Origin of the sequence: Nitrospina sp. 32_T5 (assembly GCF_052156635.1) — a bacterium.
Classification (GTDB): Bacteria; Nitrospinota; Nitrospinia; order Nitrospinales; family Nitrospinaceae; genus Nitrospina.
Window position 1 is genome coordinate 333,045 of the sequence record NZ_JBQKUO010000002.1, and the last position, 20,383, is coordinate 353,427.

A 20,383-nucleotide genomic window follows, 5' to 3' on the forward strand; every position below is an offset into this window, starting at 1 on the left:
GATGCACACAGATGAACACAGATAAACCATAGATTCTTCGCTTCGCTCAGGATGAGGGAGGCTAAAACAATTTTGGGTAAATTTATCGAGACACAATTCATCGGCTCATGGATGCCGTGGGTCGGTGGCGGGTTGCTGGCAGGGTTGTTCCTGCTGTTCGCGGGGGTCAACGCGGCGGTGTTTTATAAAGGCGTGATCCGTAAAGAAAAAGTCGGCTCCGGCGTTCCCTTCCTCGGCGGCCTCTTCGGCATGATCGGCTTCCTCACGCTCCCGGTTCCCCTCCTCAACGAATTCTTCTGGCTGCCGCTCATTCTCGATTTGGGATGTGTGCCTCTGATTATTTATTTTCCGATCTGGTGGATGTTCCTGAAAGAAAAATAAAAGGGATTTCCGGTGTACGCAGATGAACAGTTCTCTATTCTTCAATTCCATTTGAGTCTTTAATGAATTTTACGAGTCTTTTAACGTTCTGGGCTAGATCTAATCGATTTAGATTAGCGGGTGACTTGATCACTTCTCTCGCGACTTTTACCTTGTCTGCTGATTTTGGTTTCCCTCTTCCGGTTGAAAAATACCAGATATGATCAAACTTACCTGTTTTAAGGAGCTTTTTTGCCTTGGGATGGACATTTTTGACAGCCCTTAGGTATAGGTTGGGATCAATGTAATTTTCTATTTCCCGACCATTTGTAACCCAAGCAAAGCCTGGCCCTTTATTGAATTCATCTCGAACTCGTTTTTTTGTTTTGTTGATTTGAGTTCCTTGTCCGCTTTTGTCACTATCAATTAAAATGCTTATATTCCTATTTATCTTCCTCAAAGAAATAAATTCTTCGACTTCCGGGTCATCAGCAGATAAATGGGAAAGTAACTTACCCCCATAAAACATGATCGAGTAATGAAGTCCCTCTACTAATGTTTCGTCCAAGGTTGAAATCCAGCGATTTAGATAAATTCGGTCGGATGGCCCTTCAGTCCAAATTATGCAATTGGCTTGGAGTAAGTCGCTCGATTTGTATCCCAAGTCTGCACAAATAGAAAATTTTTGGTTGTCTGTGATGGCTGACGTGACTGTTGTTTGGCCATTTGCTAGTTGAACATGGAAAATTGCAGCTTCAGGGGTGTTTATTAAGTTATTTGAGTGGGTGGTTATGAAATATTGATTTTCAGTTTGTTCGGATAAGTAACGCAATAACTCTTTTTCCATCAAAGGGTGAAGATGGAGTTCGGGTTCCTCAATGCAAACTAATTGACTTGTAAAGGCCGTTGCAGCTGCTGCAATTATCGTAGCTTCGTGAAAACCCGTTCCCATGTTTTCAATGGGTAATAGTTTTCCATCGATGCGTACATTGATTGTTTGTTTGTCGTGTGGAATTTCTATTCGAACGTTTTTGTTTCTTAATATTGTTTGAACAAATTTATTAATTTTTTCAAAGCGTTCTTTATTTTTCTCTTCTTGAATGGTTGGGCTTTGAAGTTTAAATAATTCTTCAATGATTCCTTGGCCGCTAAAATCTTTGTCTCCTTTTTTTTGTGAATTGGAAAGTCCTATTTCTCTTATTGCTGGTATCAGATCTATAGTTAATTTTTCTGCGTCACCCTTGATTAATTTATATGCGATTTTTAAAAGACTTTGCTTTATCCAAACGTCTATTTGGCCACCTTGGCGAGAGGTCAGTTTGGACCAGAATTGTTTAAAATCATTTCTATCTTGGATGCCTCTAAATTGATCAGAGATTTGATTTACTAAATTATCGGTGGGAAATGGAGGCTTAAAATCAACCCAAAAAAAAGATTCCTTATTTGAAATAATATTTAAAATTGTATTAAGTATTTCAATGTCTTCATTTTTAATGGAATCTAATTGCTTAACACTTTCTATGCAGTATGTGAAATTTGGACCGCTTTTATTGATAGCAAATGAAAAATTGAATTCTGAATTGTTACCCCTATGGAGATTAAAGTCACTAGGTTGGTGGTAAGTGGTAATTATTTCGCTTTTTATGTCATGCAGTATTTGGGGTAAGCAATCTAATAAAAATAATAAAATATTGGATTTTCCCGAATTATTTTTTCCAATAAATAAATTGATTTTCTTAAATGGGCCTATTTTTTGAAGTTCTCCAAAACTTCGGTACCCGCCAATACCTATCCCGTCGATAAACATTCCTCTCCCCATGTAAATTTTGATAAATTAAATATACCGAAAATTTAAGGGGAGTAAAATACGAATTGAGGGGAAGGGTCTAGTGTGGAGAGAGAACTAACTCGTGGACGAGCTGGAGGGGTTGGGACCGCTTCGGCGCCGGGGGTTGGATGCCCTGCGGCCGCGCGACCGGTTGCCGCCGCCGCTGCCTCCACTGCCGCGATTGCCTCCCCCTCCGCCGCTTCCACTGCGGCGCGGGGGACGTCCGTTGCGGGCCGGACCGGAGCCGCCGCCGGGGCGTCTCTGCCCGAACGGTCTCGGCTTGCGCCGGGGCGGGGTGCCTGGCAGCTCTTCCTCGAACATCTCTTCTTCCGGCCACTCGACGGGAATCTTCACCGTCAACGTCTCCTCGATGCGCACCAGGTTGTCCACGTACTCCTCGCAGGCGAGGCTGATGGCGTCGCCGCGCTTGCCCGCCCGCGCCGTTCTGCCGATGCGGTGGATGTAGTCCTCCGGGTCCTGCGGCAGGTCGTAGTTGATGACGTGGGTGATGTCGTCGATGTGCAGTCCGCGCGAGGCGACATCGGTGGCGATCAGGATGTTGAGTTCGCCTTCGGTGAATTTTTCCAGCGTCTTGATGCGTTTTTTCTGCGGCAGGTCGCCGGAAATCTGCGCAGCGTTGTAACCGTTGTGCTGCAGGCGCAACTCCAGGTTTTCCGCCTCCGCCTTGGTGTTGGTGAAGATGATGACCTTGTCACCCTGTTCCTGCTTGAGCAGGCCCAGAAGCAGGCTGAATTTCTCGTGCGAACCGACGTGGTACATCTTCTGGTCCACCTTGTCCACCACCAGTTTTTCCGGCTCGATGCGCACCGGGATCGGATCGTTCATGTGCTCGTAGCACAGTTCCATGACGCGGTGGTTCAGCGTCGCCGAGAACAGCATCGACTGGCGTTTGTTGTAAGGCGAAATGTTGCGCAGAATGTAGCGCAGGTCCTTGATGAAACCCATGTCGAACATGCGGTCGGCTTCGTCGATGACCAGCACCTCGACGGATTTCAGGCTGAAGAATTTCTGTTTGTAAAAATCGATCAGGCGGCCCGGCGTGACGATGAGCAGGTCCACGCCTTTCCTGATTTCTTCCCTCTGCTTGTCGTAATCGACACCGCCGTAGATGCAGACGGTGCGGAATCCCGTGTGCTGGCCCAGTTCGTGGGCGTCGCGTTCGATCTGGATGGCGAGTTCGCGCGTCGGCGCGATGACGAGTCCCCGTGGCGCCACCCAGGTGTTGCCTTTCTGTTCGGGTTTCGGCGTCCGCAGCAGTTTGGTGAACAGCGCGATCAGAAAGGCGGCGGTTTTTCCGGTGCCGGTCTGCGCCTGTCCGGCGACGTCTTTGCCTTCGAGTGCGTGGGGAAGGGTTTTCGCCTGGATGGGGGTGCAGTGCTGGAACCCGGCACTGCGGATTCCCTCCATGACCTCCTCAGGCAAAAGGAGGCTTTCGAATTCAACTTGTTCCATAGTGGTATTTTGTTTTCCGGTTCACCAGTGGAGGAGGCCGTAAGGCGGTTCGCACGGGATCGATTTCAGGATGGTCCGCAGATTGCGGACTTCGGCACGAGGTATTGATTTTTTACAAGTTGCGCTAGTATATACCAGCTATTGGGGTTTGCAAACCATTACCTCATTTTTCTTGACAACCCCTTCGGGTTGGTGGTTCAATGCCCCTTCTATTTTAACGGCTTCCCTGACAGGTTGCGACACATCTCGCCCATGGAATGCTTCGCCGGGGGCACCCCCGCCGGGTCTGTATTCGGACCGGACAGCGTTATGGATTCTATATAAATCAAACAGTTAACTCTATTTCGAAACAAGCAGGTGGCGATTGATTAAGCACGACGTATTGATAGTGGGGGCGGGCCTGGCGGGAATGCGCGCCGCCCTGGAAGTGTGCAAGGAACTGGATGTCGGTATTCTCAGCAAGGTCTATCCTTCGCGGTCGCACAGCGGCGCCGCGCAGGGCGGCATTGCCGCCGCGCTGGCCAACTCCGAGGACGATTCCTGGGAAGAGCACATGTTCGACACCGTCAAGGGCGGGGATTACCTGAACGACCAGGATGCGGTGGAGGAATACTGCAAGTCCGCCTCGCGTGTCATCTACGAACTGGAACATTTCGGTTGCGTGTTCAGCCGGATGGAAGACGGGCGCATCGCCCAGCGCAGTTTCGGCGGGCACTCCAAACCGCGCGCCTGTTTCTCCGCAGACCGCACCGGACACGCCATCCTGCACGCCCTGCACGAACAGGTTCTCAAAAACAGCAAATCGATCAAGATTTATTCCGAGTGGTATTTCCACGAGCTGATCATCCAGGACAACCGTTGCCAGGGTGTGGTGGTCAGCGACATCCGTACGGGTGAAGTGGAAGTGATCCAGGCGAAGGCGGTCGTCATGGCCACCGGCGGTTACGGCCGCGTGTTCCAGATCACCACCAACGCATTCGCCAGCACGGCGGACGGCGCCATTTCCGCCATCCGCGCGGGACTGCCTCTGGAGGACCCGGAGTTCGTGCAGTTTCATCCGTCCGGGTTGTGGCGGCAGGGCATTCTGTTTTCAGAAGCAGCACGGGGAGAGGGGGGATACCTGCTGAATGGAGCCGGTGACCGTTTCATGGAGAAATACGCACCGTCGCGCATGGAACTGGCGCCGCGCGACATCGTGGCGCGCGCCGAGCAGAGCGAGATCGACGAAGGCCGCGGCGTCAACGGCGAGGATTTCATCCACCTCGACCTGCGGCACCTCGGCGAAAAACGCATCATGGAACGCCTGCCGCAGATCCGGCAGCTGGGCATCGATTTCATCGGCGTCGATTGTGTGAAGGATCCGTTGCCGATCCAGCCGTCGGCGCATTACTCGATGGGCGGCATCCCGACCAACATCCATGGTCAGGTGGTGCGCGATGGAGACGGCACCGCGGTGGAAGGATTCTTCGCTGCGGGCGAGTGCGCCTGCGTCTCCGTTCACGGCGCCAACCGGCTGGGTACCAATTCCCTTCTGGATGCCACCGTCTTTGGAGAACGTGCGGGACGCTCCGCGCTGGAATATGGCCGTGGAGCCACGTTTGGTCAGGTCAACGAAGGGCAGGAAAAAGCCCGCGTGCTCAAATCCATCGAGGAAATCTTCCAACGTGATGGCACGGAAAGCTACAATGATGTCCGTAACGAAATGAAACAGACCATGATGCGTCTGTGCGGCGTGTTCCGAAATGAAGAAAACCTGAAGGAATGCGTCGATTCCATGCGCGCGCTCCAGGTGCGGTTCAAAAAAGGCAAGGTCACCGACAAGGGCAAGATTTTCAATTCCGAGTTGTATGAGATCATCGAACTGGGCAATATGTTGATGATGGCGGAGATCATCGCCACCGCCGCGTTGAACCGGAAAGAAAGCCGCGGCGGACATTACCGCACCGACTTTCCCAAACGCGACGACGAAAAATACCTGCACCACACACTGGTCTATGCACAGAACGGCGGCCTGGATCTGAAAACCAAGCCGGTCGTCATCACTCGATTTCAACCGAAGGAAAGAACGTACTGATGGCTACTTTTCGCATCAAGCGGTTCAATCCGGAAAAGCAGGCCGAACCGTATTACGAGGAATTCGAATACGATTTTCCGGAAGGGGCGACCCTGCTGGACTGCATGAACCACATCAAGTGGACCCAGGACGGCACGTTGACCTACCGAATGTCCTGCCGGAGCGCCATCTGCGGCTCCTGCGGCATGAAGGCGAACGGACGCGCCGTGCTGGCCTGCCAGCGCCAGGCCGCGCACCTGTTGAAAGACGGCAAGGTCACCATCGAGCCGCTCGGCAACATGAAACCGATCAAGGACCTGGTGGTGGATTTCAAACCGTTCTGGGACAAGATCGACGCGGTCAAACCGTATCTCGAAAACAACGAGAAACCGCCGGAAAAAGAACACCGCATGAGCCCCGAGCAGTTCAAACTGCTCGACGACACCAGCACCTGCATCATGTGCGGCAACTGTTACTCCGACTGCAACATGCTGGAGGTGGATGACAATTTCCTCGGTCCGGCGGCACTCGCCAAGGCCCAGCGCTTTGTGGACGACTCGCGCGACCAGGCCAGGAAGGAACGCATCAAGGAGCTCAGCAAGCCGGGCGGCATCTGGGACTGCACCCACTGTGCGGAATGCGTGGAACGCTGTCCGAAACCGGCGCGGCCGTTTTACCGGATTAAAGAATTAATGAAGGTGGCGCTGGACGAAGGCGTGACCAACAACAACGGCGCGCGGCACGCGTTGTCGTTCGCGAAATCGATCAAGCACAGCGGGCGGCTGAACGAAAACACCCTGCCCGTCGAATCGGTCGGCTATTTCAACATCAAGGGCCTCATGGACCTTCTGCCCGTCGGCCTGCGCATGGTGCTCAAGGGCAAGGTGCCGCCGATCATCCATCGTTCGATCGATGACCAGAAAGACGTGAAGCGTATCTTCGAGGAGTTGGGAGAATGAAGTTTGCACTGTTCACCGGGTGCGTGTCGAAAGGCGCGACCCGCGAGTTGATGCTGGCCACGACGAAATCCGCCCAGGCGCTGGGTATCGAATACGTGGAAATGAAAAGCGCCGCCTGCTGTGGCGCGGGTGTGCTCTCGGAAAAGAACCCGACCCTCACCGACGCCCTCAATGCGCGCACCTTCGCCATCGCCGAAGAGCAGGGACTGGACCTCGTCACCATCTGTTCCACCTGCCAGGGCAACCTGAAGAAATCCGAGTGCAACCTGAACGATGGCGGCGAATACAAGGATCGCATCAACTACATCCTGAAAGAAGGCGGCCACCAGTACCAGGGCGACAAGATTCAGATCAAGCACTTCTCCAACATCCTCGCAACCGAGGAAGGCAAAAAACGCCTGCGCGAGAAGATCAAGCGTCCGCTCACCGGCCTCAAGGCCGCGGCGTTCTACGGCTGTTACGTGCTGCGCCCGTCCGAACTTTCCGAGTACGACGACCCGGACAACCCGACGGAGCTGGAAGAGTTGTTTGAAATCCTCGGGGCGACGCCGGTGTATTACGACAACCGCATCAAGTGTTGCGGTTTCCCCATCATCATGATGAACAAGGAAGCCTCGCACGAAATGGCGGGCAACGCGCTCATCGACGCCGCGCAGCAGGGGGCGGACGTGGTCGTTACCGGCTGTCCGCTGTGCCACCTGAGCCTCGACTCCTACCAGCCGGAAATCGACAACCTGCGCGAGGCCGGCTACGTGATGCCGATCCTGCACCTGCCGCAGCTGGTGGCGCTGGCGCTCGGGTTCTCGCCGGAGGAGATCGGCATGGACACGCACATCGTCTCCACCGCGGGCATCGACCGCATCCTCAAGCAGCACGCCTGAACGGGCCCCTCCAAAATCTATACATTTAATAATCCGATTTGATGGATGCGTGCGCCCTGTTACACTGGGTGTGCGATGTTTACGGAAAAATTCCTGATCCGCAAAAAACTGGCGTTGATGGCAGGCGGCCTGTTCCTGTTCGGTTTGCTGGTGGCGAGTCCGCCCCTTGCCGGGCTGAGTGCCGACTCACAGAAAATGGTGGCGGTGACGTTCCTCATGGCCGTCCTCTGGATCGGCGAGGCCATCCCCATTCCCGCCACGGCGCTCATTCCTCTCGTGCTGTATCCCCTGCTCGGTATCCTGCCCAGCAAGGATGTCGCCCCGCATTACGCCAACCACCTCGTGTTCCTGTTCATGGGTGGATTCATGATTGCGCTGGCGATGGAGCGCTGGAACCTGCACAAGCGCATCGCGCTGGTCATCATCCGCGCCATCGGCGGCAGCCCCAGCCGCATCGTGCTCGGCTTCATGGTGGCGACCGCGTTTCTTTCCATGTGGATTTCCAACACCGCGACGACGATGATGATGCTCCCCGTCGGCATGGCGGTGGTGCAACAGATTGCCGTGCAGACACGAGCGAGCAACGGAGACGCGGTCGATCCCGCCGTCATTGAAAAGCAGTTCGGGCTGGTGCTCATGCTGGGACTGGCTTACGCGGCGAGCATCGGCGGGGTGGGGACGCTCATCGGGACACCGCCCAACATCGTTTTCGCCGGGTTTTACAAGAACAGTTTCCCGGAAGAACCCGACATCACCTTCACCGGCTGGATGGGGTACGCCCTGCCGGTGGTCATCGTATTCCTGCCGCTGGTGTGGTTTTACCTGTGCCGTTTCGCAACGGGCGTTTCCATATTTCAATTTCAGGTGGAGGACGGAACGAAGAGCGTGATCGACCGCGAACTGGAATCGCTCGGACCCATGAGCCGTGCGGAAAAGTTCGTCGGCGTGGTGTTTGTGACGGCGGCTTTTCTGTGGATCTTCCGCAAGCCCCTTGCCGTGGGTGCACTCAGTATTCCCGGCTGGTCGGAGGCGTTTCCGTGGTCGTTTTACCTTCATGATGCGACCGTGGCGATCCTGATGGGACTGGTTCTCATGATTGTGCCCATTGGTTTTCCCGGCGGCATGATGCTGGGCGAGCGGCGGGAGTTCTTTGCGCTCGACTGGAAAACCGTACAGGAGGGTGTGCCATGGGGCATCCTGCTGTTGTTCGGCGGCGGCTTTGCGCTCGCCGCGGGTTTCCGTGAAACCGGGCTCGACCTGTGGATCGGCGAACGCATTGCGGCGGGCAACGGCATGCTTTCTCTCTGGGGCCTGGTTCTCGTTTTGTGCCTCGGCATCACCTTCCTCACCGAGTTCACTTCCAACACGGCGACCGCGACCATGATCCTCCCCGTCATTGCCGGGGCCGCGGTGGCCATGCCGTACCATCCCCTGCTTCTCCTGATCCCGGTCACGCTGTCGGCGTCGTTCGCGTTCATGATGCCGGTGGCAACGCCGCCCAACGCCATCGTGTTCGGAAGCGGCTGGGTGACGATTCCCAAAATGGCCAGGGTCGGGTTCTTCCTCAACCTGCTGGGAGCGGGGCTGGTGACGGTCTGGATGGTGTGGGTGGTGCGGGGATGGATCGGCTGAACTCTACCGTCCGGTGAATTTGGGCACGCGTTTTTCCAGGAACGCACGGATGCCTTCCTTTGCATCTTCTGTATCGAATCTCGCACCAAACAGGCGCGCTTCTTTTTCGAACGCGTGTTTTTCCAGTTCGTCGTCGCGGGGGAGCAGGGTGGCGAGGATGGCGTTCACCGACCCCTTGCTTTTTCCCTGCACCTGACGGGCCAGTTCAAGCGCCGTCTCCAGCGCCGCGCCGGGTTTCACCACCTGGTGCACGATGCCGAGACGCGACGCCTCCGCGCCGTCGATTTCCTTGGCCAGCAATATCATGTTCATCGCCTGCGTCACCCCCAGGATGCGTGACAGGCGCACCGTGCCGCCGAATCCGGGAAGCAGGCCCAGGTTCACCTCCGGCAGGCCGAGCCGGGAGGCGGTGGTGGCGATGCGCAACGGACAGGCCAGCGCCAGTTCCAATCCTCCACCCAGGCAGACGCCGTCAATGGCGGCGATGACGGGTTTCGGCAGGTGCTCGATCTGGTGCAGGACCGCCTGGCCGCGTTCGGCGTAGGCGCGTCCTTCATTGGAGTTGCGGATGGCGGCGAGTTCCCGGATGTTCGCCCCGGCGGAAAAGAATTTGGGGAGCGCGCTGTGGATCACCACGGTGCAGATGTCGATGTCGCCTGCGAGGTGCTGGATGCGGCAGGCCAGTTCGTCGAGAACGGAACGGCTGAGCGCGTTCACCGGGGGGTGGTGGAGGGTCAGAACGGCGGTGCCGTCTTCGACCACCTGCGACAGATGCGTGGTGTCGTTCATGAGCGCCCCCTGAAAAAAGGTTCCCGCCTGCTTCAGGCATTATATCGCAAGAGGGAGAAATTCAATAATGGAGCCGGGAGGGAAAACGTCCCGTATCAGGACGCCGGTTTCCAGCGCAGTTTGGGATGGCGCGCGGCGCGAGCTTCGTCCGGGCGCGACACCTTGGAGAGATACGGCGCGTCGTGGAAACTTTCGGCGTCGTTCTCCGCCTGTTTGGCGATCTCTTTCATCGCCTGGATGAAGTCATCGAGGGTCTCTTTGGACTCGGTCTCGGTCGGTTCCACCATGAGCGCCCCCTTGACGATCAGCGGGAAGTACACCGTCGGCGGGTGGAATCCCTTGTCGATGAGCGCCTTGGCGATGTCCATGGTCTTCACGTTCTGCTTGAGCTGGTTCTTGTCGTTGAACACGCACTCGTGCAGGCTGGGTCCGGGGTAGGGCAGGAAGTAGGTGTCCCTGAGCCGCGCCTTGATGTAGTTGGCGTTCAACACCGCCGACTCGCAGGCCTGGCGCAGGCCGTCGGGTCCGAGTGTGCGGATGTAAACATACGCGCGGAGCAGGATGCCGAAGTTCCCGTAGAAAGCGCGCACCTTGCCGACGCTTTCCGGCTGGTCGTAGTCGAGCGAAAACTGCCCGTTGTCGTTCACGATGCGTGGCACGGGAAGATAAGGCTCCAGAATCTTTTTGACGCCGACGGGCCCGGCGCCCGGTCCGCCTCCGCCGTGCGGGGTGGAGAACGTTTTGTGCAGATTGAAGTGGAGCACGTCCACACCCATGGTGGCGACCTTGCAGACGCCCATCAGCGCGTTGAGGTTCGCGCCGTCGCAATAGACGAGGCCACCCTTGCCGTGCACGATCTCGGTGATTTCCAGAATGTCTTTTTCGAACATGCCCAGCGTGTTGGGATTGGTCAGCATGATGGCGGCGGTGTCCTCGTCCATCAGGTTGCGCAGTTTGTCGATATCGATCAACCCTTCCGCATTGGAGGGGATGTGCACGACGTCATAACCGCACAGGGTGCAACTGGCGGGATTGGTGCCGTGCGCCGAGTCGGGCATCAGCACCTTGCTCCGCTGTTTGCCTTTAGCCTGGTGGTAGGCGCGGATGGTGAGCATGCCGGTCATCTCGCCATGGGCGCCCGCGGCCGGTTGCAGGCTGACCGCGTCCATGCCGCTGACTTCCTGCAGAAACTCCTGAAGCTCGTGCAGGAGACGCAGGCTTCCCTGGGACAGGGACTCCGGCGCATAGGGATGGTTCTGCGCGAATCCCGGCAGGCGGGCCATGTCTTCGTTGATCTTCGGGTTGTATTTCATGGTGCACGAGCCGAGCGGATAGAACGCGCTGTCGATGCTGAAATTCCACTGAGACAGACGCGTGTAGTGGCGCACCACGTCGAGTTCCGACAACTCGGGCAAATGATCAATGGGCTCGCGGAGTTCCTCCGGCGGCAGAAGGGTTTGCAGTTCCACTTCCGGGATGGTGCTGGATGGCAGGGAATAGGCCCTCCGTCCGGGGGAGCCCAGTTCGAATACCGGGGGTTCCTCGAACACCAGTCCTTTGATGCCGGTTTTGCTTTCTTCCACGTGTGCCATGAAATTCCTTTTTTTGGTATTTATATTGAAATGGGTCAGATTGCTGACTGGGTGTCGTCCGCCTTGCTGGTGTCCTCCGCCTCGTTCATGAGCATGATGGGAATGCCGTCGCGAATGGGGAATTTCAGCTTGCAGGCGCCGCAGAGCAAGCCATCTTCATTTGGCGACAGCTGCAGGTCTCCCTTGCACTGGGGACAAACCAGAAAATCGAGCAATTCTTTGTCAAAAGCCATGAGTATTCCAGGTTCAGTCCACCCGCATTCCGTCTGGAGTCCTGGGTGGAGCCGGATGGGAACTGCCATTCAGGCAGGCGCGCACCGTTTCGAAGACTTCATCAACCGATATGCCTTCCATGCATTCGTTATGGGTGGGGCACGTTCGCTTGTAGCAGTAACTGCAATGCAGTTTTTTGACGATCACCTTGTGATGTGAGCCGTAGGGTCCATTATAAACAGGATCGGTGGGTCCAAACAAGGACACAGTGGGAATCCCCAGCGCCACGCACAGATGCAGGGTTCCCGTGTCGCCGCCGACGAACAGGCTGGCGCGGTCGAACAACGCCATGCTCTGGTGCAGGCTGCTGGGAGGCGCCACCCAGTGCGGTTGTTTCATATGGGAAGCCAGACGGTCGACTTTCCCCTTTTCACCGGGCCCCCAGGTGAGCAGGATGTGGGCCCCCAGTTCGTTGTGAATACGGTCGCCCAATTGGGCAAAACGATCGAGTTCCCACTGTTTGGTCTTGTAACCGACCCCGGAATGGAGCACCACCACCGGCCGCGTACCGAGGTCCGGATTCCGGTCGAAAAACTCCTGCGCCTGACCCTGGGCGGCTTCAGGAATCCGCACCACGAACTCCTGTGACAGGTCCCGGGCGCCGAGTGCGCGGATCATCGACAGGTTTTTATCGACAACGTGGATGGTGCGTCCCACGGCCGGAACCTTGATGTTGGTGAAGAGCGCGTTCCACTGCTCGCGGCAGTCGGTGCGGTCGAAGCCGACCCGGAGCGGCGCGCCGGATAGTGCCGCCAGCACCCCGGTTTTGATGAGCCCCTGGATGTCGATGGCGAGATCGAAGTTGTGCCCGCGCAGTTCGCGGTAAAAGGATCGCATTTCCATCAGGGTCGCGGGGGTGAGGTTCTTTCTCCATTCGCGGGTGCGCACCACCAGCACCTCATCGAGGTCCGGGTTGCCTTCGAGAACGTCCGAAAACTTTTCCTCCACCACCCAGGTGATGTGTGCGTTGGGAAACGTCTGGCGCAGCGTGCGGAGGGCGGGCAGGGTGTGCACCACGTCGCCCAGTGAACTCAGGCGTACCAGCAGGATGCGCCGGATGTTCCAGCCCGGCCCGTTGAGCGGCAGGACTTCCGGTGCCAGGTTCCAGTTTTTGGGAGCGAATTTGTAAATGGAAAAAGCCATGACCGTTCCCACCCCCATCCCCATCAGCACGTCGCTGGGATAGTGCACGCCCTGATACAGTTTGCTGATGCACCCGCCCAGCGCGAATAGAAATACCGGCACCGCGGCGCGGCGGAAATAGCAGCTGGTGATGGTGGCGAATGCGAACAGGTTGGCCGCCTGCGACGAGGGAAGGGAATAGGAATTCGAACAGAAAATCAGCGGTGTCAGGAATTCCAGGTCGTGGCAGGGCCGGGGGCGGGCGAACACCGGCTTCAAAACCTCGTGGACCAGAAAATCCGTAAGCAGAACCGTTAACGCCGCTGTCAAAATATAATACAGGGCCTTTGCTTTTTTGAGATAAACCAGGGCGCCCGCGGCAACCAGACCGGGAAGCAGATAGACCCTCTTGTCATTCACAGCGACGACGAAAGAGTCCAATGTCGAAAATTGCAAATTCTGCTTGATCCAGTACAATACCGCGATTTCAAATTCCATCAGCAAGTCCAATTTGTGTTGCGTTTCAATGGTTTCCAAGTCTATGGGCATTGCTGGGGGGAGTCAATTCTTTTGTCAGTTGCGAAAGGCCTTGAGAAGTGGGAGTTTCCGGCAAACAGGCACTCATTCTTTTCGCCAGGGACCCGCAGGCGGGAAAGGTGAAAACCCGCATGCAGACCTGGCTGGACACCGACACCACCTACCGGTTGTATTGTCATATTCTGGAAGACAGCCTGCACAACGTGTGTGCGGTGGAAGGCGTGGACCGGTTCGTTGGCATTCATCCTGCTCATCAGTCCGGGTTTTTCGACAGGGTGGAAAAATCCGGCCAGGTGCGCCTGTTCGAACAGGCAGGGGAACACCTGGGAGCACGCATGCGGAACGCGTTTGAACAGAGGTTCGCCGAGGGGTACCAGACGGTGGTGATCATCGGGTCCGACAGCCCGACTCTGCCCCTGCCGTATATCCGGCAGGCGCTCGACACCGATCGGGACATGACGCTTGGACCGTGTACCGACGGCGGTTATTACCTGATCGGCATGCACCGCAAAGTGACCGACGTGTTCGAGGGGGTCGAGTGGGGATCCGAGCACGTTCTGACCGCCACGCTGGAGCGGGTGAAGCAGGCCCGCAACACATTGTTGCTCCTGCCCGTGTGGTATGATGTCGACCGTCCTGAAGATTTGCGGTTTCTCAAAACACACCTTGAATACCTTCAGCATACGGGGCTCGAGGAACACACCGACACCCTGAGCTTTCTTCAACAATTGAATTTGAACTGGGAATCTGCCGTATGAGGTTATTGAAATTTTCCGATCCCGATTACCGGGAAGAAATCGAGCGTCTGGTGAACCGTTGCGACGTGGATTTTTCCACCCAGGACCAAGCGGTGCGCGACATCATTGAACGTGTGAAGAAAGAAGGCGATGCCGCGGTGGTCGCCCTCACCAACCAGTTCGATCATACCGAATACAGCGTGGAGGACCTGCGTGCCACGAAAGAAGAAATCCAGCAGGCCTACGATGCCGTCAAGCTCGAAGAACTGGAAGCGCTGAAGCTCGCGGCGGACAACATCGAGCGTTACCACCAGAAGCAGGTTCAGCATTCCTGGGAATACAAGGAAGGCGAAGTGTACTTGGGGCAGATGATCCGACCGCTGGAGACGGTGGGGGTGTACGTTCCGGGAGGGAAGGCGTCGTACCCGTCTTCCGTGTTGATGAATGTGATTCCCGCACGCGTGGCGGGGGTCGAGCGTATTGTCATGGTCAGTCCCACGCCGCGGGGAGAAGTGAGCCCGCACTGCCTGGTGGCGGCGGACATCGCCGGGGTGGATGAGGTCTACAAGGTGGGCGGCGCGCAGGCGGTTGCGGCCCTGGCGCTGGGAACCCGAGTTATTCCGCGGGTCGATAAAATTGTCGGTCCGGGCAATATTTATGTCGCCCTCGCGAAGCGGCTGGTGTTCGGGCTTGTCGATATCGACATGATCGCCGGCCCGAGCGAGATCCTGGTTTTGGCGGACGACACGGCGCGTGCCGACTTCATCGCCGCCGACCTGCTGTCGCAGGCAGAGCACGACGAAGACGCCGTGCCGATCCTGGTGACACCGTCCGAGGCGCTGGCCGAGGCGACGCGCGACGAAATCATCCGTCAGAAGGCGGAATTGGGCCGCAAAGGCATTGTGGATGCGTCGCTTGAAAACAAATGCCTGCTCATCGTCACCCGCACGCTGGACGAAGCGGTGGACCTGGCCAACCGGGTGGCCCCCGAACACCTGGAACTGGCGGTGGACAATCCCCATGAGATGGTGAAACGGATTCGAAACGCCGGGGCCGTGTTTATGGGCCACTACACCCCGGAAGCCATCGGCGATTACCTGGCGGGCCCCAACCACGTGCTTCCGACCAGTGGAACCGCCCGTTTTTCCTCGCCCTTAGGCGTATACGACTTCATAAAACGAACGAGCCTGATTTCTTATAATAAGGAGGAATTGGACCGTGTAGGGCAGGCCTGTAGCGTACTGGCCGAAATGGAGTCTCTCGAGGCACATTCCAGGGCGGTGAAAATCCGGATTTCATAAGGGGTTAAACCCCCGGAAACCCTTAAAAACAAAAAATTAGAATTTTCTTGACAACCCCAATTAGCCATGTTAAAAATCGGCGTCTTATTATGTCCAAGTGCCCCTATTTGCCCTAAGGCCTTATTATATAAAGGTTATTGAAATCAAGCATTTAGGTTGGCGGTAGTGACTTGATGGCGTGAAAAAGGCTTCAAAAATGCATCCTGTGAACGTCTGGTGGTTGGCGGAATCTGTCGTAGTTACAGGAGCCGAACGTGCCCGAAAATAAAGGAATTGTGAAGAAGTTTTTGAATATAGAAGCATTATCCAAGTTATTGTTTTTCTTTTAGGATACCGGATCTTTCCTTAAGGAGGTTAGACGATGTTCAACGCAGAGGCTAGAAATTCCAAAGTGCTGTCCCTGGCACTGGTTCTGGCGTTCACCTTGTTTGCTCTTCCCGCGGTATTTGTTGATCAGGCCCAGGCCAAGGAGGCGTTTGCTGAGCAGGTTTTTGCTGAGGAAGCGTTTGCCAAGGAAGTATTGGCTGACGAAGAGGCCGCCGGTGAAGAGGGTTCAGGTGCGCCGGAAGTTGAGTGGAGTCAGGACGTGTTTTACAAGGACTGGGAGGGAAATCCGCTCAAAGGTCCGGTAAGCGGCGCGCCTGCTCCTGAGTTGGGGCCGAATGACTACGATAGTTATTCTTTTGTTCCCAGCCGCATCCTGATCTGGATTGCCAACCAGCAGCACCTGTATTTCGGTAGCTTCGTGTTGGCGGTTCCGATTTTTTGTATGCTCATCGAGTTCATTGGTATTCGTACCAAGGAAAACGATCCGGTCCTTTCTGCCAAGTATGACCGGCTGGCTCACGACCTGATGAAGGTTTCGCTGACTGCGTATTCCTGGACGGCGATCCTCGGTGGTATTCTGCTGTTCTCCTTCATCACCCTGTTCCCGGGTTTCTTCAAGTACATGGCCAGCATCTTCCGCCCCGTCATGCACGTTTACGCGCTGATGTTCCTGGCGGAGTCCGGCGTTCTTTACGTGTACTACTATGGCTGGGACAAGATGAGTCAGGATCCGTTCCTGAAGTGGATTCACTGCTCCCTGTCGGTTCTGCTGAACCTCATCGGTACGATTCTGATGTACCTGGCGAACAGCTGGGCGACCTTCATGCAGGCGCCGGGCGGTATCGACGAGCAGGGACGCTTCCTGGGTAACATCTGGCACGCCATTCACTCCACGCTGTGGAATCCGGTTGGTGTGCATCGCATCCTGGGTAACATCGTTTTCGGTGGTGGTATCGTTGGTGCTTATGCCGCGTATCATTACCTGAAGGCGAAAACCCCCGAAGAGAAAGCCCATTACGACTGGGTGTGCTACATCGCCATGTTCATCGCCATCTTCGGCCTGATCCCGCTGCCTTTCGCAGGGTACTGGCTGATGAAAGAGGTGTATGCGTTCCGTCAGCAGATGGGCATCACCCTGATGGGCGGCATCATGGCCTGGCTGTTCATCATTCAGGCCGTCATGATCGGTCTGCTGTTCTTCGGTGCGAACTCCTACCTGCATAACTCGATGTCCCGCGTTAAGGGATCGCATCGTTACATGAAGTACTGCAAGTACATGGTTCTGCTGTTGATCCTCTGCTTCACGGCGTGGATGACCCCGCACACCATCGTTATGACGCCGGCTGAGCTGAAAGCGATGGGTGGCGCGCAGCATCCGATTGTCGGTCACTTTGGTGTTATGTCTGCAAAGAACACCGCGGTGAACCTGATGATCACCTGTACGGTTCTTTGTTTCCTGTTGTATCAACGGTCTAATAAGAGGATCGTGGTGCCCTGGGCGACCATCGGGAACTGCTGGCTGACCGCCATTTTCATCGGCGCGGCCATCAATATCGTGTTCCTCGGTGTGTACGGTTACTTCCTGCCCGCCAACCAGCGCGTGGGTCTTTCCGTTCCTCAGGTAACCACTACCCTGACGACTCTGTTCGTTGGCACGGCCATCAATATCTCCATGTTCAAGGATGCGGAGTCGTTCGGTGAGATTGAGTGGGGTACCCAGTCGAAAGTGGGCACCTACGCCATTCTCCTGATGGCGATCTCCTTTACCTGGCTGATGGGCCTCATGGGTTATATCCGCTCTGCGGTTCGGTTGTTCTGGCATGTCACCGAGGTTCTGCGTGATAACTCGGTGGATGCTTACACCCTGACCATTGGTGAGGCGGGTAAAATCCTCACGTTCAACGCCCTGTTTGTGTGGGTGCAGTTCGTGGTTGTTTTCTGGGTAGGTGGCTTGGCTGGTAAGAAGAAAGCCGCTGAGGTTCCCGAAGGGGTTCCGGTACCTGCTCAACAGCAACAGTAAGAAATAGATGAGCCGCCAGCCTCCGGGCTGGCGGCTTGTTTGGAATTTAACTTAAGTTTTTAGTCTTGTATTAGCCGAGGAGAGGAGAAAGGGATGCTTCCAGAGCAGCACGATATTTTGTGGTCTTTTCTCACAATGATGTGCACCATCTTCGCTCTGTATGTGTTCAATTCCATCGTCCAGATCTGCCGGGCGAAAGAGGAAGTGAATACGACGAAGTGGGGCGTGGTGTTTGGCGTATTTTTGGTCGTTATCTTTGTGATGACCGTCCATATGTTCACTCTGGTTCAGCGCGACCAGATGTTTTTCTTTTTCTTCAGACAGTTGCCGGTGGTTCTGCTCCTGCTCCTGGTTTGGGGATATTTCTTTAAAAGCGAAGATATCGAAAGCCAGTCCGAGCCTCTGATTCGGGCCGGCTATTTTTTCGCGGTCGTTTCCATTCTGCTGGCGGGTTACACCAACTGGTTGCCGCAGCAGCGCAGTGATCCCCCGCCCAAGGGGGGTATCGAGCTGACCGGTGAGATGACCATGGAAGAATACACCGAGCTGGGTCGCGTGATTGTTTTTGGTGCAAAACAGGTGGCCGGTCAGAAGGCAATTGGTAAAGGCCAGTGCCCCCTGTGCCACAGCTTCGATCCGGGTGACCATATGGGTCGCTGCCCGAATTTGTTCGGGGTTGAGGAACGGAGTCACTCGCGGGTCAAGGAAGACCGTTACCTAAACTCTCCGATCAAGGTCGGTGAGAAGGATCAGGCTTCCGGAATCATCAAGGGCAAACCTGAAGAGATTCCTGAAGAATATCGCCGCAGTGGCCCCTATGAGCTCGCCGGTGAGGATTACCTGCGTGAGTCTTTGATGTGTCCGTCCTGTTACGTGGTTGAAGGATTCGGTAAGGCGGGTGACACGGTCAGCCCGATGCCGATCATCCACAAGCCGCCGATCAGCTTGAGCCGTATTGAGTTGAACGCGGTTGTGGCCTGGATGCAGGCGAAGGACACCCCCGGAGACTTCGCGAAGGTTACGGTTCCCTTGCCTTCACCGGAAGATAATGCCGCTCAGGAAGAGGAGTCGGGCGGTGGTGATGATGAGGAACGGCCTGTCTTTGTGACCGGTAACGAGCCTATTGAGGAGATCATCAATACGCTGGGTTGCCCGCTCTGCCACAAGATTCCGGGAATTCCGGGTGCTGTGGGTGAGTTGGGACCGCCTCTGTACGAAAAGGTGAATACCCCGAAACGTTTGAAGGACCCGAACTACAAGGGGAAAGCCAAGACTGCACATGAGTACACCAAAGAGTCGATCCTCAACCCGAGTGCGTATGTCGTGTTTAATGAGGAAGCCGGCGAGCCGTATCCGGATGGCGTCATGCCTCAGGATTTTGGCCAGAAGCTGTCGGTCCAGGCTCTCGATAAGTTGGTGGACTTTATCGCCAACACGGAACCTGAAGGTTAATCCTGGAGGAAATCGGGAGGATTTCAATGAATCAAGGTGTTAGAAACGTAGTAATAGGTTTGGTTTTATACGCCGTGGGCTGGGCTGTGTTTCACTATGCCCTGTTGCCCTGGTTTAAATCCGGGGAATCCGGCTGGTTCCATTACATCATCCAGAACCGGTACTCCGGCTTCGGCATCCTCATGCTTTACTTTGTGGCCTTCAACCTCATTTTAAAGCTGAAGCCGCCGATGTTTATGAACGCAGCTGTCGTTTGGCTTGCGGGTTTGTATTTTTACAAATTCATTCTGTATCCGCCGATCCCCTGGACGCTGCTGATCACCTACATGATGCTGTGGACGATCGGTACGTTTTTGTACATTTCCCAGGACCCGAAGACGTTTACGGAATTCCGTCAGCCCATCGTTCATACCATTCTGGCTGAGACCAAGGGTTTCAAGATTGCCAGGTTGATTGTGTTCACGGCGCTGCCTCTGCTTGTTGGTTTTGCCACTTACGACGGCCTTCTGCCGAAGTTTCAGGAGCCGGTAGAGTTGCGGACGGTCCATCCGGCACCGCCCGCCACCACCCGGGTCCATGGTAAGACCTATCAGTTGGAAGGTTTGACCAACCCGTTCCGTATCGATGAGCAGGATAACTACAAGGACAGTTTCCCGTTCCTGGATGCGGACAAGCAGGAGTACATGAAGTATGTAACCGAAGGTGGTACGGTATTTTTTCAGAACTGCCACTACTGCCACGGTGATCAATTGAACGGCTTGGGAATGTTCTCCCATGTTTTTAACCCCACTCCCGCCAACTTCGTCGACCCGGGAACCATCGCCATGTTGCGCGAATCGTTCCTGTTCTGGCGTGTTGCGAAAGGCGGACCTGGTTTGCCGAACGAATCCACTCCGTGGTCCTCGGCGATGCCGCCTTGGGAGGAACACCTCAAGACTGAAGAAATGTGGAAAGTCATCCTGTTTGAGTACTGGTACACAGGCTGGCATCCGCGTACGTTTGACGACGAATCTTCGGTTAAGGGTGGAGAGTAACCGTTCATTCAAT

16 protein-coding genes are annotated in these 20,383 nt (G+C 55.6%); 10 read left to right on the forward strand and 6 right to left on the reverse strand.

The window, feature by feature from the left end; genetic code table 11:
• Nucleotides 1-72: 72 nt before the first annotated feature.
• Entirely contained in the window at nucleotides 73-381 is a 309-nt protein-coding gene (locus tag ACTRW9_RS06380) for a hypothetical protein (RefSeq protein WP_442428713.1), read from the forward strand.
• 34 nt (nucleotides 382-415) lie between these two features.
• Here the strand turns inward: ACTRW9_RS06380 and ACTRW9_RS06385 are convergent, their stop codons facing one another.
• Both ACTRW9_RS06385 and ACTRW9_RS06390 read right to left on the reverse strand, forming a co-directional pair.
• Nucleotides 416-2,167 (reverse strand): ATP-dependent nuclease, encoded by a 1,752-nt coding sequence (locus ACTRW9_RS06385; protein WP_442428714.1) that lies wholly within the window; start codon nucleotides 2,165-2,167, stop codon nucleotides 416-418.
• Nucleotides 2,168-2,263: 96 nt separating this feature from the next.
• The gene (locus ACTRW9_RS06390; protein WP_442428715.1) at nucleotides 2,264-3,661 is read right to left on the reverse strand and encodes a DEAD/DEAH box helicase; all 1,398 of its coding nucleotides are present in this window, start codon (nucleotides 3,659-3,661) and stop codon (nucleotides 2,264-2,266) included.
• A gap of 364 nt (nucleotides 3,662-4,025) precedes the next feature.
• Between ACTRW9_RS06390 and ACTRW9_RS06395 the strand changes: the two genes are divergently transcribed.
• The 4 genes from ACTRW9_RS06395 to ACTRW9_RS06410 all read left to right on the forward strand — a co-directional run bounded on the left by ACTRW9_RS06395 (nucleotide 4,026) and on the right by ACTRW9_RS06410 (nucleotide 9,186).
• Nucleotides 4,026-5,735, forward strand: coding sequence for an FAD-binding protein (locus tag ACTRW9_RS06395; RefSeq protein WP_442428716.1), 1,710 nt, complete (start codon nucleotides 4,026-4,028; stop codon nucleotides 5,733-5,735).
• The gene (locus tag ACTRW9_RS06400; RefSeq protein ID WP_442426990.1) at nucleotides 5,735-6,673 is read left to right on the forward strand and encodes a succinate dehydrogenase/fumarate reductase iron-sulfur subunit; all 939 of its coding nucleotides are present in this window, start codon (nucleotides 5,735-5,737) and stop codon (nucleotides 6,671-6,673) included. Before ACTRW9_RS06395 ends, ACTRW9_RS06400 begins: the two co-directional genes overlap by 1 nt.
• Nucleotides 6,670-7,554, forward strand: coding sequence for a CoB--CoM heterodisulfide reductase iron-sulfur subunit B family protein (locus tag ACTRW9_RS06405; RefSeq protein ID WP_237100792.1), 885 nt, complete (start codon nucleotides 6,670-6,672; stop codon nucleotides 7,552-7,554). Before ACTRW9_RS06400 ends, ACTRW9_RS06405 begins: the two co-directional genes overlap by 4 nt.
• A 75-nt stretch (nucleotides 7,555-7,629) precedes the next feature.
• Complete coding sequence (locus ACTRW9_RS06410) at nucleotides 7,630-9,186, forward strand: SLC13 family permease (RefSeq protein WP_442428717.1); 1,557 nt, start codon at nucleotides 7,630-7,632, stop codon at nucleotides 9,184-9,186.
• 3 nt (nucleotides 9,187-9,189) lie between these two features.
• Here the strand turns inward: ACTRW9_RS06410 and ACTRW9_RS06415 are convergent, their stop codons facing one another.
• The 4 genes from ACTRW9_RS06415 to waaC all read right to left on the reverse strand — a co-directional run bounded on the left by ACTRW9_RS06415 (nucleotide 9,190) and on the right by waaC (nucleotide 13,460).
• Nucleotides 9,190-9,975, reverse strand: a complete 786-nt coding sequence (locus ACTRW9_RS06415; RefSeq protein WP_442428718.1) for an enoyl-CoA hydratase-related protein — start codon at nucleotides 9,973-9,975, stop codon at nucleotides 9,190-9,192.
• 95 nt (nucleotides 9,976-10,070) lie between these two features.
• Nucleotides 10,071-11,567: an aminomethyl-transferring glycine dehydrogenase subunit GcvPB gene (gcvPB, locus tag ACTRW9_RS06420; protein ID WP_442426986.1), complete on the reverse strand. Its 1,497-nt coding sequence runs from the start codon at nucleotides 11,565-11,567 to the stop codon at nucleotides 10,071-10,073.
• Between the two features lie 35 nt (nucleotides 11,568-11,602).
• On the reverse strand, nucleotides 11,603-11,800 hold the full coding sequence (locus ACTRW9_RS06425) for a Trm112 family protein (protein ID WP_442428719.1): 198 nt from the start codon (nucleotides 11,798-11,800) through the stop codon (nucleotides 11,603-11,605).
• A 13-nt stretch (nucleotides 11,801-11,813) separates the two neighbouring features.
• Nucleotides 11,814-13,460 carry a lipopolysaccharide heptosyltransferase I gene (gene waaC, locus ACTRW9_RS06430; protein WP_442428720.1) on the reverse strand — a complete coding sequence of 549 codons (1,647 nt, stop codon included), beginning with the start codon at nucleotides 13,458-13,460 and terminating at the stop codon, nucleotides 11,814-11,816.
• Nucleotides 13,461-13,558: 98 nt separating this feature from the next.
• On the opposite strand from waaC, the gene ACTRW9_RS06435 reads away from it, so the two are divergent.
• The 5 genes from ACTRW9_RS06435 (at nucleotide 13,559) to ACTRW9_RS06455 (ending at nucleotide 20,370) form a co-directional block, all read left to right on the forward strand.
• Nucleotides 13,559-14,257: a TIGR04282 family arsenosugar biosynthesis glycosyltransferase gene (locus ACTRW9_RS06435; protein ID WP_442428721.1), complete on the forward strand. Its 699-nt coding sequence runs from the start codon at nucleotides 13,559-13,561 to the stop codon at nucleotides 14,255-14,257.
• Entirely contained in the window at nucleotides 14,254-15,537 is a 1,284-nt protein-coding gene (gene hisD / locus ACTRW9_RS06440) for a histidinol dehydrogenase (protein WP_442428722.1), read from the forward strand. Before ACTRW9_RS06435 ends, hisD begins: the two co-directional genes overlap by 4 nt.
• A 361-nt stretch (nucleotides 15,538-15,898) precedes the next feature.
• On the forward strand, nucleotides 15,899-17,884 hold the full coding sequence (locus ACTRW9_RS06445) for a cytochrome ubiquinol oxidase subunit I (RefSeq protein WP_442428723.1): 1,986 nt from the start codon (nucleotides 15,899-15,901) through the stop codon (nucleotides 17,882-17,884).
• Nucleotides 17,885-17,977: 93 nt separating this feature from the next.
• Nucleotides 17,978-19,336, forward strand: a complete 1,359-nt coding sequence (locus ACTRW9_RS06450) for a cytochrome C (protein ID WP_442428724.1) — start codon at nucleotides 17,978-17,980, stop codon at nucleotides 19,334-19,336.
• A gap of 26 nt (nucleotides 19,337-19,362) precedes the next feature.
• Nucleotides 19,363-20,370, forward strand: a complete 1,008-nt coding sequence (locus ACTRW9_RS06455) for a c-type cytochrome (protein WP_442428725.1) — start codon at nucleotides 19,363-19,365, stop codon at nucleotides 20,368-20,370.
• The last annotated feature ends 13 nt before the right edge of the window (nucleotides 20,371-20,383 follow it).